This window comes from Synechococcus sp. R6-7 (assembly GCF_047461695.1).
GTDB lineage: Bacteria > Cyanobacteriota > Cyanobacteriia > Thermostichales > Thermostichaceae > Thermostichus.
This window is the reverse complement of the sequence record NZ_JANSHS010000115.1, coordinates 1-13,284: the sequence shown is the minus strand read 5'-3', so window position 1 is coordinate 13,284 and position 13,284 is coordinate 1. Positions and strand designations below refer to the sequence as shown.

Annotated in this window: 10 protein-coding genes and 1 pseudogene; 4 read left to right on the top strand and 7 right to left on the bottom strand. The window is 58.2% G+C overall.

Features of this window, described 5'->3' with window-relative positions:
• The coding region (locus NW815_RS04120; protein ID WP_414415740.1) for a peptidoglycan D,D-transpeptidase FtsI family protein at window positions 1–968 on the top strand (968 nt) is incomplete at its 5' end.
• Window positions 969–1,079: 111 nt separating this feature from the next.
• On the opposite strand, the gene NW815_RS04115 is transcribed toward NW815_RS04120, so the two are convergent.
• The 4 genes from NW815_RS04115 to NW815_RS04100 form a co-directional block, all read right to left on the bottom strand.
• Window positions 1,080–2,303, bottom strand: a complete 1,224-nt coding sequence (locus NW815_RS04115) for a glycosyltransferase (RefSeq protein WP_414388108.1) — start codon at window positions 2,301–2,303, stop codon at window positions 1,080–1,082.
• 197 nt (window positions 2,304–2,500) lie between these two features.
• Window positions 2,501–4,996, bottom strand: a complete 2,496-nt coding sequence (locus NW815_RS04110) for an HD family phosphohydrolase (protein WP_414388106.1) — start codon at window positions 4,994–4,996, stop codon at window positions 2,501–2,503.
• A 66-nt stretch (window positions 4,997–5,062) separates the two neighbouring features.
• Window positions 5,063–5,512 carry a plastocyanin/azurin family copper-binding protein gene (locus NW815_RS04105; protein ID WP_414388104.1) on the bottom strand — a complete coding sequence of 150 codons (450 nt, stop codon included), beginning with the start codon at window positions 5,510–5,512 and terminating at the stop codon, window positions 5,063–5,065.
• A 105-nt stretch (window positions 5,513–5,617) separates the two neighbouring features.
• The gene (locus tag NW815_RS04100; protein ID WP_414388103.1) at window positions 5,618–6,367 is read right to left on the bottom strand and encodes a 4'-phosphopantetheinyl transferase family protein; all 750 of its coding nucleotides are present in this window, start codon (window positions 6,365–6,367) and stop codon (window positions 5,618–5,620) included.
• Between NW815_RS04100 and NW815_RS04095 the strand changes: the two genes are divergently transcribed.
• Window positions 6,366–7,835 carry an LCP family protein gene (locus NW815_RS04095; protein ID WP_414388102.1) on the top strand — a complete coding sequence of 490 codons (1,470 nt, stop codon included), beginning with the start codon at window positions 6,366–6,368 and terminating at the stop codon, window positions 7,833–7,835. The genes NW815_RS04100 and NW815_RS04095 overlap by 2 nt on opposite strands.
• Window positions 7,836–7,942: 107 nt before the next feature.
• Complete coding sequence (htpG, locus tag NW815_RS04090) at window positions 7,943–9,802, top strand: molecular chaperone HtpG (RefSeq protein WP_414388101.1); 1,860 nt, start codon at window positions 7,943–7,945, stop codon at window positions 9,800–9,802.
• Here htpG and ribH read toward each other — a convergent pair.
• Window positions 9,796–10,380 (bottom strand): 6,7-dimethyl-8-ribityllumazine synthase, encoded by a 585-nt coding sequence (gene ribH / locus NW815_RS04085; protein WP_011432636.1) that lies wholly within the window; start codon window positions 10,378–10,380, stop codon window positions 9,796–9,798. The genes htpG and ribH overlap by 7 nt on opposite strands.
• A gap of 379 nt (window positions 10,381–10,759) precedes the next feature.
• Between ribH and glnT the strand changes: the two genes are divergently transcribed.
• Window positions 10,760–12,058: a type III glutamate--ammonia ligase gene (gene glnT / locus NW815_RS04080; protein WP_414388099.1), complete on the top strand. Its 1,299-nt coding sequence runs from the start codon at window positions 10,760–10,762 to the stop codon at window positions 12,056–12,058.
• A gap of 63 nt (window positions 12,059–12,121) precedes the next feature.
• Here the strand turns inward: glnT and NW815_RS04075 are convergent, their stop codons facing one another.
• Both NW815_RS04075 and NW815_RS04070 read right to left on the bottom strand, forming a co-directional pair.
• The gene (locus NW815_RS04075) at window positions 12,122–12,988 is read right to left on the bottom strand and encodes a shikimate dehydrogenase (protein ID WP_414388114.1); all 867 of its coding nucleotides are present in this window, start codon (window positions 12,986–12,988) and stop codon (window positions 12,122–12,124) included.
• A 45-nt stretch (window positions 12,989–13,033) separates the two neighbouring features.
• Window positions 13,034–13,284: pseudogene (locus NW815_RS04070) on the bottom strand (hypothetical protein); the annotation flags it as partial.

The window sequence follows — 13,284 nt, the reverse complement described above, 5'->3', positions numbered from 1 at the left end:
CCCAGACAGGGGAAATCCTGGCGCTGGTGAGCGAGCCCACCTATGACCCCAACCGCTACTTTGAGTATGACCCCGGTCTTTTTCGCAACTGGGCCGTAACGGATTTGTATGAGCCGGGATCCACCTTCAAGCCCATCAACATTGCCATTGGGTTGGATGCTGGAGCCTTTACAGCAGATGAACGGGTCTATGACGAGGGTCGGATTCTCATCGGTCAGTGGCCCATTCAAAATTACGACTACCACCAGCGAGGGGCCCATGGCTGGATGAGCGTCACGGATATCCTGCGGCAATCCAGCAATGTGGGCATGGTACATCTAATGCGCAAGCTGGATCCCCGCCAGTACTACAATGCCTTGGTGCGGCTGGGGTTCAACGAGCGCAGTGGCGTGGATTTGCCCTTTGAGCCGGCCAGCCGTTTGAAACCGCTGCGACAGTTTGTTACGGTGCCGGTGGAGCGGGCCACTGTCGCTTTCGGCCAGGGGCTGGCCCTCACTCCTCTACAGTTGGCTGCCATGCATTGCATCATTGCCAACGGCGGACTGAAAGTGCAGCCCCATGTGGTGCGAGGCTTGGTGGAGAAGGATACGGATACTTTGGTTTGGGGATCCCCGCAGCCCCAGCCGGTGCGGGTGTTGTCCGAGCAAGCCACGCTGGCGGTGCGTATCCAAATGCGGGATGTGGTGGACTTTGGCACGGGGCAATCGGCCAAGATCGAGGGGTATGAGATCGCTGGCAAAACCGGCACTGCCCAGAAAGCCGGGCCACGGGGGGGCTATTTGCCCGGCAAGCGCATCACCAGTTTTGTGGGCTACTTCCCGGCCATTCGCCCCAATTACGTGATCTTGGCGGTGATCGACGAGCCGCAGGGGGAAGATGCTTTCGGCTCGACGACGGCTGCTCCCGTTGTTCGCTCGGTGATCCAGGAGATCATCGCCTTGGAAGGGATCCGCCCTAACTCTACTTAGCGCAGCCATAGGAACAAGGGGCGAAGGTGGATGCCAAAGGGGGCCCAGACCGTGAGGAAATGAGCGAAATGCCCATACCTCCGGATTGGCTCTTCCTGGAAAAAGCCATACTCAAGACTGGCCACCCACAGAGTCCGACTTAACCTCTGCACTCCTCCAGCTCAGCTTGGAGTTGAGGTAGAAGTTCCAGAATACAACAATACCGATGGCAATTAAGTTGGCCAATAGATAATGAATGCCCAAGCGCTCGCTCAGCAAGGTCACCAGTGAAGTGTTGAGAACCAAGCCAATTAAGCAGATAACGTTAAACTTCGCCAACCGCTTCAGGCGATTCCAGGGCCCCGGCTGCAAGCGGGTCACATGGCGAAAAGTCCACAGGTCGTTCCAGAGGAAGTTATTGAGAATGGCCACCTCCGAAGCAACCAGCTTACTGGTTATGAGATCCCATCCTAAGTTGGTGGGATCGTGCAAAACATAGAGCAAAGCCATGTCCACCAAGGTGCCGGATAGGCCAACCGTGCTGAAGCGCAAAAAGGATCCCACCTGCCCTAGCGAAAAGCGCAGCACCATCAGGTGGTGGAGATATTGGAGACAAGTTTGCAGTTGGATTTTGCTCTCCCCGTTTTGGCGCTCCTGAAAGATGTAGCCGACTTCAGCAATGGTTTTCACCCGGCCCCGCGCCAGCACCTCGATCAGCAGCTTGTAACCCTTGGGGTTGAGCGGGATCCCGGCAATAGACTGGCGTCTGACCAGAAACAGTCCGCTCAACGGATCGGAAACACGGCTGAAGATCCCTGGCAGCAGAGCCAACCCGATCCATTGGGCCCCACGGGAGACGATGCGTCGGCCCAAGTTCCAGTGGCTCACCCCTCCCGATGGTGCATAGCGGCTGCCCACCACCAAATCTGCCCCTTTCTGGATGAGCGGCCACAATTTGAGGACAATCTCCGGCGGATGCTGCAAATCCCCATCCATAACCCCCAACACCTCGCCGCGGGCAGCTTGCCATCCCCGCAGCACGGCAGTGGCCAGGCCTCGTTCGTGGTGGCGACAAATGACTTGCAGTTGAGGGAATTCTTTTTGCAATCCTTGGGCCACTTTGGCAGTGTAATCGGGGCTATTGTCATCCACCACAATCAACTCATAGCTTCCAGGCAGAATCGTGTCTAGGTGGGCACACAACTGCCGGATCAGGCTGCAGATACTGGAGGCTTCGTTGTAGGTGGGAATGACCAGCGACAGTTGGACAGGGCTGGACTGAGACAGAGGTGGAATCTGAAAAGGAGCTGCAGAAGCTTTGGGATCGGCAGAGGAAGTAGGAGCTCCATGAAGCATTCAGCAGGCCATCCAAAAACAATAAAACAAAGATCCTCCGCCTAGGGCTGCAGATCCTAGGACTGCCTTGGTTCATACTGGGTCCACAGAACGATCCCCTATCGTACTGATCGATGAGCCGCAGGGCTAGACCTTTCTCTACCTACTTAGCTTCTGAGGACTCCGTCTCACTGACGCGAACGGGAGAGGTCACCTGGCTAAGGGGATCCTCCCGTAGAGGGGCTCATCAACACCGGGATCTGGGCCTGAGCAGAGGCAGTCTCAGGCAGCGAGGGGGCAGGGGTGAAACTGGGGTAGGGGATGCGCTCGTGGTTGGATTCCCGCCAGACCTCCACGAAAGCGTCTGCCACCACCTCCAAATCCTCCAGCGTCAGCCCACTATCAACCAACTGGCCATCTTGCCAGCGGGCCTGGGCAATTTTGCGGACAACAGCTTTTGCCCGCTCGACCACATCGGGGCCGAAGCCATCGCTCAGAGTCATGCTGCGCAGGGCGGCTTCACAGGCATCGGCCATCATCACCACCCCCGTCTCCTTGCTCTGGGGGATCGGGCCATCGTAGCGGAACGGCTCTTCGGGTACGGGCTGACCCCCGGCTTTCATCTGGGCTTGATGGTAGAAGTAGGCAATCAGGATCGTCCCCTGGTGCTCAGGGATAAACGCCTGGACGGCGGTAGGCAGATTATATTGCTTGGCCAGGCGCAAGCCATCGCTGACGTGGGCCTTGATAATCTGAGCACTGCGATAGGGATCGTCCAGTTGGGTGTGGGGGTTGAGGCTGCCCATCTGGTTCTCGATGAAGTAGCGGGCCTGCAGCATCTTGCCGATGTCGTGGTAAAGAGTGCCGGTGCGCACCAGCTCCACGTTGAGGTTCAGCTTCTGGGCAGCCCGTTCTGCCAAAGTGGCCACAAGCAGAGTGTGCTGGAAGGTGCCGGGGGCCTCTGCAGCCAGCCGCCGCAGCAGCGTGCGATTGGGATTGCTCAACTCGATCAGACGAATGGGGGTGGCTAAGTCAAATAGGCGCTCCAGGTAGGGGCTGGCTCCCAGGGCAACAATGCTCCATCCCAAGCTGGTTCCCCCTGCCAAAGCCATGGCCAACAGGTCGATGCCACCGGTGGTGGCCAAGCTAACCGCCCCGTAGGCCAGCATCTGCACCGCTGCCGCTCCTCCTCCCAACAAGGCCAGCTCTTCGCGGGAACGGGAACGCCCGGCCAGGGCAGAGGCCACCACGCTGCCGGAGAGCAAGGGTACAAGGGTGAGCAGGTTGACAGGGGAGACCAAGGGCAAAAACAGCGCCTGGCCTACCACCACCACCAAGCCCAGCCCTGCCCCGTAAAAACTGCCCAGCAACAGCCCCACTGCCGGCAGGGAGCTGAACTCCAGCTTGAACAAGGCCGCCAAAAGGGGAGCGGTCAGGGAAACTATGAGGATCAACACCCGATCCCGGCGGCGCAATCCCGGCCTCAAGCGTTGTTGCAGAGGCACAAAGACAGCCAGGCCCATGCCCATCACTCCGGCCACTCCCACCAAGCCCCAGATGTTGATCCCGCGCTGGGTAAGCCCAAAGTGATCCAAGATGAGAAAAATTTCGGGAGTGATGACCTGATCTGCTCGCACGATCACCTGGTTCTCGGCAACCGAGATCAGAACCGGCTCTACTTTTTCCAGCTCGGCGCGAATGCGCTGCTCGGTGCGCTGGGGATCCACCTCCACATTGGGAATGAGCACCTGCTGCAGCCACTGATAGACCAGGGCCTGCAGCTCCTGTCGTTGGGCAGCATTGCCCGGAAACATCAAATCGTCCAGTTGGGCTTGGATCCCTTCGGCGCGAACTTCGCGGGGCAGGCCATCCACGATCCCTATCTTCTGCAGACGCTCCAAGACCCGCCGACTCAAGGTTTGCAAATGCTGCCAATCCGCATCTGCCAAGTTGAGAACGGTGGCCGGAACAGGGGGGGTGAGCTGCTCCAGAGCCGGCAAAGCTGCCCGATAGCGCTGCTGCGCCGCTTCCACCTGGGCAATTAGCTGAGTATAGGGATCCGTCGCCGCCATCTGGGTGGCCGATCCGTCCAACCAGACCCGCTGCCAAACCTCGACAAGCTCTTGCTTGGCCCGCTGCTCCGGAGGAAGCTGCTCCGGTCGCCCCGAAGAAGGCTCTTCCAAAGGAGATGGGGTGGCTCCGCGGATGGCCTCTTGTCGGGCGCGAGCCTGAAGGAGTTCCCACTCCTCTGGGGAAAGCTGGCGCAGGTAGATCTGCGTTGGCAGAGACAGCAACTGGACAGAAACATAGGGCAGAGAACCTGCCTCTTGGCGGATGGCCTCCACCTCAGCCAGGAGACCCTCCAGGTTTTGCCGCATGCTGTCGTTGGCGGTGCTGTTGATTTTGAGGGCCTGAACCACCCGCCGTCGCGCCTCAGCTTGTCGGGCCTGGGTAGCCTCCACATCTTCGATCTCCGCCGCAGCAGGGGCGAGAAACGTCTGCGGGGAGCGGCTGCCGACGGTCAGTTGTGGTTCGTTGTAGTAGCGGATCCCGTGGACGGCAGTGAGGGAGAGAAGCGCGAGGGCATAGCCGGCAATCCGCTCCGAAAGGGGGGGCCTGCTCTTTCGAGGGGAAGCTGCCTGGCGTCGCCGAGTCCAGTGTTCCGCGTTCGCGTCGGTGGCGCGAAGGGCTTTGGGCGTGAGCGGGTTTTTCATGGATTGGCCTGGCAGCGTCTTTCTCTTTTCTATCCCCTTTTGGCCGGGTAGCCCAGGAAGAGGATCTCAATCGCCGATGGTAATCTGCCCAATCATGCCCGCCTCAGCGTGGCCGGGGATGGTGCAAACCAGAGAATAGACCCCAGATTTCAGAGGAATAAATTGCCACTCCACCGAAGCGCCTGGCTTCAGCTCCAGTTCTCGGATCTGGCCCTTAATTTCCACGCCGGCCACGTCCAGCTTGCGGGTCCAGACGGCATCGGCAAAATCCTTGGCGCTGAAATAGTGCTTCAGTTGGCTGGGGTTGCTCAGGCGGAGACGGTAGAGGCTGCCGTTGCGAAAAGACAGTTCCTTGGGCGCAAACACCAACTGATTGTCGGCAGTGCCCAACTCAACCACCTTCTCCTGCGGCGTTTGTCTGGAGAGATCCCGCGCCTGCGCCAGGCCAGGGATCCCAATCATGAGAACCGATAGCCAAATTCCCAACACCAGGAAACGACAGAACCTGCTTAACATGGCAACACCATGGAATCAAAAACTCTCTCCCGCTGAGGGGAGTAGCTTGGAAACTCAAGATAGCAGCTCGAGCGGTGGGTGGAGAGATTTTGCCGCTGCGGCTGTCTAGCCCTCTACATCCGTGTAGAGCCGCACAGTTAGGGCTTCCCCTCCGTCTTCGGGTATTTCGCCCCTCATTTCAAGGGCTACCGCAGCGGCGTAGCCACCGGCAACCCGAAGGGGTAGGGTTACCCAGCAAGAGTCCCCGTCCAAAGCTCTGGAGCCGGCCAGACCCCTGCCTGTTCCCTTCAGGAGCGCCTCCTTTTGTGTCCACATTTGAAAGAAAAGGGCATCCCGCTCTGGAGCTGGACAGCTGGCCAAACGGCCCTGCTCAGCAGCCGAAAAATAGCGTTGGGCGATGCGCTGCCAGCGGAGCACAGGTCGAACCCATTCCAGATCCACTCCAATGCGGTATTGCCATCTCAGGCCGATCAGGACGCGCTCGTGGGAGTGGCTGAGGTTAAACTGCAGCGGCAGGGGTGGATCCCGCCAGTAGGGTTTGCCGGTAGAACTGTGGTCGAGGGGGATCCCCTGGGGCGGAATGCCGCTGTAGCGGCTAAGCAAGCTCCGCAACCCAAGACGACCGGCCAGAAAGCGGCACCGATCCGCCGGCAGTTGTAAACGCTCTGCCCGCCGACGTTCCTCAGGAGAAAGAAAGTCGAGCTGGGGGAGCAACTTCTCCAACGGGGGGACTGTCTGCAGCCAAAGATGCACCTCTGACTTTCCCGACAACGGCTGCAGGGATCCCCCTGTGGCGACTGCTACCTCGCTGAAGTTGGATCCAGACAACTCTGAAAACTGAGGATAGGGTAACATGGCCTTGAATTGGTGGAGTTGGCAACACCACCCAGACAGTACACCCTTTCCTGTACGCGCTCGCGAGACCTGGTCTGACCTGATGCCCTCCTTCCACTATCCCCCCCGTCCTGACCGTGTCCGCGCAGCTCGTCAGCAGGCTATTCGTCAGGGGATCCTCTGGCTGTTGTTGGGGTTCACGGCTGTGTTGGCGGGTTCTGCCGGTGCCCTCTTGGCCGTGATGTTGCCCCGTCAGGTGATCCCAACTTCCCTCACTCCTGCAGAACAAGAAGCCTTCCGTCCTGATGCCTTACGGGCTGCGGCTCTGGATCGCTCGTTGCATATCCTCATTCTCGGCACGGACAACCCGGATCCCACCCTGCCCTTGCCCACAGAGCGAGATCGCTTCCACACCCGCAGCGACACCATTCTCTTGGCCCGCTTTGATCCCCAGGCGCGGCGGATTACCGTTTTGTCCATCCCCCGCGACACTCGTGTGCGCTTGCCTGGCTTTGGTGTGGCCAAGATCAATGCTGCCAACTTGGCAGGGGGCCCGGCGCTGACGGCTCAGGTGGTCAGCCACTTGATGGGTGGGATCCCGATTGACCGCTACATTCGCCTCAATACCGACGCTCTGGAAGAGCTGATCGACGCGGTGGGCGGCGTGGAAATCTACGTGCCGGAACCGATGCAATACGTGGATCACACCCAGCAGTTGTTTATCCACCTGGAACCCGGCTGGCAACGCCTCAATGGAGAACAAGCCCACCACTTTGCCCGCTTTCGCCGCGATCACCTGGGATTGGGGGATATCGGTCGGGTGCAACGGCAACAGGAATTGCTGCGGGCCCTGAGCCGGGAACTGCTCTCCCCTGCTGTCTGGCCGCGGATCCCAAAGATTTTGCAGGTTATCCGCACCAACCTCGATACCAACCTCACCTGGGAAGAGGTTCTGAGCTTGGCCAAGTTTGTCCTCACCTCTGGGGGCGATCGCATCGACCTGGTGCTGCTGCCGGGCCGCTTCAGTCAGCCGGGAGAATTCTCCACCAGCTACTGGCTGCCGGATCCAGCCGGGATCCGACGGGTGGCCGTCTCCCACTTTGGCCTGGAGGCAGAGGTAGCCCGCATTCCTCCACACCGCCTGCGCATAGCCGTGCAAAACGCAACCGGAGAGCCGGGGATGGCCCGCCGTATGGTGCAAGAATTGGTGAGACAAGGATACGTCCATGCTTTTGCTGTGGAAGACAGCACCCAGGTGCTGCAGCAAACGGAGATCCTCGCCCAGAGCGGGGATCGGGAGGGGGCTAAACAGATCCGCGCCGCCATCGGCCTAGGAGAGATGCGGGTAGAGTCCACCGGCGTTCTCAACTCCGACGTCACCATTCGGATCGGCCAGGATTGGGCCCAACAACTTGCTTTGGATGAAGCGCTCCGCACCACTGATGGGAACGGCCAAGCCCAAGCTCCGCGCGGAGCCGCTCAGCTCTAGAGAGCCGGTTCGGTTGCGAGTGCGGATTTCCGAAAAAGAGCCTGCTTGTCGGGGACTTTTCGGTCTCTGTAGATTAGCACTGAGCTTGTTTGAGTGCTGAGCCACCTATGACCGTGCTGGAACAGGGATCCATCACCATCCACACCGAGAACATCTTTCCCATCATCAAGCAGTCTCTCTACTCGGATCGAGAGATCTTCTTGCGGGAGCTGATCTCCAATGCTGCTGATGCCATCACCAAGCTGAAGATGGCCAGCCTTGCCGGCGAAGTGGCAGATCTCCCAGAGCCGGAGATTACGATTGCCCTCAACAAGGAGGCCAAGACCTTAGCGGTGGCCGATAACGGCATTGGCATGACTGCCGAGGAAGTGAAAAAATACATCAACCAGGTGGCTTTTTCCAGCGCTGAAGAGTTCATTCAAAAGTACAAGGGCAAAGACGCAGAGCAAGCAATCATTGGCCACTTTGGTCTAGGATTCTACTCCTCTTTTATGGTGTCGCAGCGGGTGGAGATCGACACCCTCTCCTATCGGCCCGGCAGCACGCCGGTGAAGTGGGCTTGTGACGGCACCACCACTTTTACCCTCTCCGATTCCGAGCGCTCCAGCATCGGCACCACCGTTACCCTTTACATCACCCCCGAAAACGAAGAATACCTGGAGCCAAGCCGCATTCGGGAATTGGTTCGCAAATACTGCGATTTCATCCCCGTTCCCATCAAATTAAACGGGGAAGTGATCAACAAGCAAAAGCCCCTGTGGAGAACCTCACCTTCCGAACTCAAAGATGAGGATTACCTAGAGTTTTATCGCTACCTCTATCCCTTTCAAGAGGATCCCCATTTCTGGGTGCACATCAACACCGACTATCCCTTCATCGTGCAAGGGATCCTCTATTTCCCCAAGTTGCGCCCGGATATTGATCCCACCAAGGGTCAAGTCAAGCTGTTCTGCAATCAAGTCTTTGTCCAAGATAACTGTGAGGAAGTTATCCCCAAGTTCCTCCTACCTCTGCGGGGGGCCATCGACAGTCCGGATATTCCCCTCAACGTCTCCCGCAGCTTCTTGCAAAATGACCGCACCGTAAGACGCATTGGGGATCACGTTGCCAAAAAGGTGGCGGATCGTCTCAATGAACTGTACAGGGAAGATTACGAAAAATACGTCAAGGTCTGGCCCGACATCAGCCTCTTTATGAAGTTTGGGGCGATGAACAACGACAAGTTCTTTGCCCAGATTAAGGATATTCTCATTTTCCGAGTGGCCGGATCCCCTGCCGATAAACCCGAATATGTGACCCTGAAAGCATACCTAGAGCGCACCCGCGATAGGCAAAACAAGCGAGTTTACTACGCCACCGATGAGGCTGCCCAGAGTGCCTACATCGATCTCCACCGCTCTCAAGGACTGGAAGTGATCATGCTGGATAGCTGGATCGACAGCCACTTCAGCAGCTTTTTGGAGCGGGAATACAAAGAAGAAGGGATCCAATTTAAGCGGGTGGACTCTGAGCTGGATGAAACGCTGGTGGATAAAGACAAAGCCGCCGAAATTGTTGACCCGGTAACGCAAAAAACCCGCAGCCAAAAGTTGATCGATCTCTTCCGACAAGCCCTGGGCAAAGACAAGTTGCAGATCAAAGCAGAAGCTCTTAAATCAGAGTCGGTTCCGGCCATGATCTTGCTGCCGGAGACGCTGCGGCGCCTGCAGGAGCTCAACGCCGTCATCCAGCAAAAGCCGCTGGAGTTTCTGGAAGAGCACACCCTGGTTCTGAACACGGCCCATCCCCTTATCCAAAACCTGCAGTCTCTTGCCGATCAGGGTCGGGATCCCGACTTGGTTCACCTCATCTGCAATCACATCTACGATCTGGCTTTGATTACCCAGAAAAGCTTTGACCCGGCAGCCGTGCGGGCCTTTGTGCAGCGTTCCAACGAAGTGCTGACTCGCCTCACCCGCCGTCAATAAGCAGCGCTGTCCAGGGTAGACTGCAGGGCTTCCGCTCCACCGGGCAGAGACGGACGGGATCCGGCCCCGTTGCCGCTGTGGCCGTAGCTGCCTTGGAGCACGGGGGCAACTTGGCGCATCAGCGTCGCCATCTCCAGGGCACTCATGGCGTATTCCCAACCTTTGTTGCTCTTGACCCCGGCCCGCTCCAGAGCCTGCTGCAGGGTATCGGCGGTGAGGATCCCGAAAATGACCGGCACGCCGGTACGAAATCCTGCCGCCGCAATGCCCTTGGAGACCTCCGCCGCCACATAGTCGAAGTGGGGAGTTTGCCCGCGAATCACTGCCCCCAGACAGATGATGGCATCATAACGGCGAGATTGGGCCAGTTGGTGAGCCAGCAAAGGCACCTCAAAACTGCCGGGCACCCAGTAGTAGTCCACCTGCTTGCTCTCCGGGCCGACATCCACACCATGCCGCTTCAGCGCGTCCTGGCACCCTTCTAACAATTTGCCGGTGATCAGGTCGTTAAACCGACCGATGACGATGGCTAGACGCAGATCCTCCGTCTGAACAAAATTGCCCTCGTAAACTGCCATCTACGCTGCTCCAGATCTACCCAAGAGAAGAACAAGCGGGCCGACACGGCAAAACCACGCTTTCCCATCCTAATTCACTGAGGGAGCCACGGCGCAGACGCCCCGGCCTTCATGCCCAGAGGTACTGCTCGAAACGATGGCTTGCTGGCCCTCTTGGCATTCAACTTCCACCCCGCCTTGGCAACCATCTGGGCTGACTCAAAAGCGGGAAGGAACATCAACGGGTAATTGTTGGCCAGGGGAGAATTTTCCCATTGCTGCGCAACCCTGGGCGAATACAAATGGCGGTGTTTGTCTTCCTGGCCGTTTCTTTTGATAAAGATCTATTTTTGTGCGGAAAGACACACCTCTACCTGAGGCCAAGACCTAGCTTGGGTACATGACACAGCCGCTTTCTGAAATTGCCCGCGCCCAAGGGATCAACTACTTTCTGCTCTCTTTTACCGACCTGCTTGGGATCCAACGGGCCAAGCTGGTGCCTGCTTCAGTTATCGACTTCATGGCAGAGGGTCAGGCTGGATTTGCCGGGTTTGCTGCCTGGTTGGACTTGACTCCAGCGGATCCCGATGTGTTTGCCCAGCCGGAGCGCGAGCGCCTGTTTCAACTGCCCTGGCAGCCGGAAGTGGCCTGGATGCCTGCCGATCTAGTCCAGGTCAACGGGGATCCCTTGCCACAAACCCCCCGCTGGGTATTGAAGAAGGTGTTGTCCCAAGCAGAAGCTATGGGCTTTCAAGTCAAGACGGGGATCGAATGCGAGTTCATGCTTCTGTCGCCAGAAGAGTGGGCCATTTCCGATGAGCGGGATCGGCAGGCCAAGCCCTGCTATGACCAGCAAAGTTTGATGCGGCGTTTCTCGGTGATCCGGGACATCTGCGATGGCATGCAGAAGCTGGGCTGGGATCCCTATCAAAACGATCACGAAGATGCCAACGGCCAATTTGAAATGAACTGGCGGTTTGACGATGCCCTAGTTACGGCTGATCGCCACGCCTTTTTCAAATACATGGTGAAAAGCATTGCCGAAAAGCATGGCTACCGGGCCACCTTCATGCCCAAACCCTTTGCCCATCTGACGGGCAACGGCTGCCACACCCATATTTCTCTTTGGCAAGGCGAACAAAACCTGTTTGCCGATCCTCAAGGGGAATTGGGGCTTTCTCAACTGGCCTATCACTTCATCGGCGGGGTGCTGCACCATGCGCCTGCTTTGTGTGCCCTCACCAACCCAACGGTCAATTCTTATCGTCGCCTCAATGCCCCTGTCACCCTCTCTGGGGCCACCTGGTCTCCCAACACGATCAGCTACAGCGGCAATAATCGCACCCACGCCATTCGGATCCCGGATGCCGGGCGGTTTGAACTGCGTTTGGCCGATGCTGCTGCCAATCCCTACCTTTTGGCTGCCGGTCTCATTGCCGCCGGCCTGGACGGGATCCAACACCAACGGGATCCTGGCCCCCGCTGCGACAACAACACCTACACGGATCCCCTCCCCAATGCCCAAACGTTGCCCGGCTCTTTGGTCGAAGCCCTCAACCATTTAGACCAAAACACCCTGTTCCGTAGCAGGCTTGGGGATCCCTTTGTGAATGCCTACCTCAAGCTCAAACGCCAACAGTGGCAGGAATACAACCGTCAGATCACGCCCTGGGAGCGGGAAACAACCTTGGATTGCTAGCCCGGTAGTTGTTGTTATCTCATTACACCTTGAGAGAGGGCTTCCAACTGGCCTGGAGTGACCCTAAACCTGGGCCAACTGGTGTTGAGCTGCCTGCCGCATCACCTCTACTGGCACAGGCTTGCCTCCCAGCCAAAGCGATAGAGCCTTGGCCCCCTGGTGAACCAGCATCTCTAGTCCACTGATGGGGGTATGTCCCAACTCGGCGGCCATCCGCAGCAGAGGAGTGGGATCCGGCACATAGATCAGGTCGTAGACGATGGCACCCGGAGACAGCAGGCCCAGTTGCTCCCGGCTCAGGGGAGAGAGCTCCTGACCGCCAGGGGATCCCGGCTTGTGCATGCCCACGGGGGTGGTGTTGACCAAAAGCCGCGTCTGAGACAGGTAGCAATTCAACTCCGCCCAGTTCACCGTCTCCACCTGCGGCCAAGTCTGTCGCAAGGCCAGCAATGAGTTGGGGGATCGCCCCGCCACCCGCACCGGCCCCAGCCCCAACTCCAAACAGCCTTGGATGGCCGCCCGCGCTGCCCCCCCGGATCCCAGAATGAGAGTAGGGATCCCTTTTTCCAGACCCAGCAAAGGCTGCACAAAGCCATCGATATCGGTATTGGTGCCCGCCCACCCGCCCTCTGGCAAGGGGTAAACCGTATTCACCGCCCCCACCGCTGCTGCCCGCGATTCAATCTGATCGAGCAAAGGGAGAATGGCCTGTTTGTGAGGAATCGTCACATTAAACCCCCGCACCCCAATGGCCGCCAGCCCTGCCACCGCCGCCGCCAAGTGTTTTGGAGCCACCGGAAACGGCACATAGCAATAGTTTTCCCCCATAGCTGCCAAAGCAGCATTGTGCATGGCTGGGGATAAGCTGTGGGCCACCGGATCCCCAACCAGACCAAGCAATTGGGTGCTTCCCGAAATCCGACCGTCCACCGGCTCAGCCAACTCCTCAAGGGATCCCTGAAGTCACTTTAAAGACTACTGAGACTCCGACTCAACCCGCTGCAGAGTCTGGCGGTAGCGATGGCGCCAGCCGGCCAACGATTCTTCCGAAATGTGGTCGATCAAGGTGCTCATCTCCGCCAGGATCTGGTAAACGCGGTCAAAGCTTTGTCGGGTTCGCTCTTCCTGTTCCGGTTGATGGATCTGCAGCATGTATAAGCTCATCTTGATGGTTTGCAGGCGGTTTTTGCCCAAATCTTCTAGGTTGTGTTGATCTTTCATTTGAG

Coding starts and splice junctions, on each gene's coding strand:
- NW815_RS04115 (WP_414388108.1), bottom strand. CDS start 2,303: ATGCTTCATGGAGCTCCTACTTCCTCTGCCGATCCCAAAGCTTCTGCA.
- NW815_RS04110 (WP_414388106.1), bottom strand. CDS start 4,996: ATGAAAAACCCGCTCACGCCCAAAGCCCTTCGCGCCACCGACGCGAAC.
- NW815_RS04105 (WP_414388104.1), bottom strand. CDS start 5,512: ATGTTAAGCAGGTTCTGTCGTTTCCTGGTGTTGGGAATTTGGCTATCG.
- NW815_RS04095 (WP_414388102.1), top strand. CDS start 6,366: ATGGCCTTGAATTGGTGGAGTTGGCAACACCACCCAGACAGTACACCC.
- NW815_RS04100 (WP_414388103.1), bottom strand. CDS start 6,367: ATGTTACCCTATCCTCAGTTTTCAGAGTTGTCTGGATCCAACTTCAGC.
- htpG (WP_414388101.1), top strand. CDS start 7,943: ATGACCGTGCTGGAACAGGGATCCATCACCATCCACACCGAGAACATC.
- ribH (WP_011432636.1), bottom strand. CDS start 10,380: ATGGCAGTTTACGAGGGCAATTTTGTTCAGACGGAGGATCTGCGTCTA.
- glnT (WP_414388099.1), top strand. CDS start 10,760: ATGACACAGCCGCTTTCTGAAATTGCCCGCGCCCAAGGGATCAACTAC.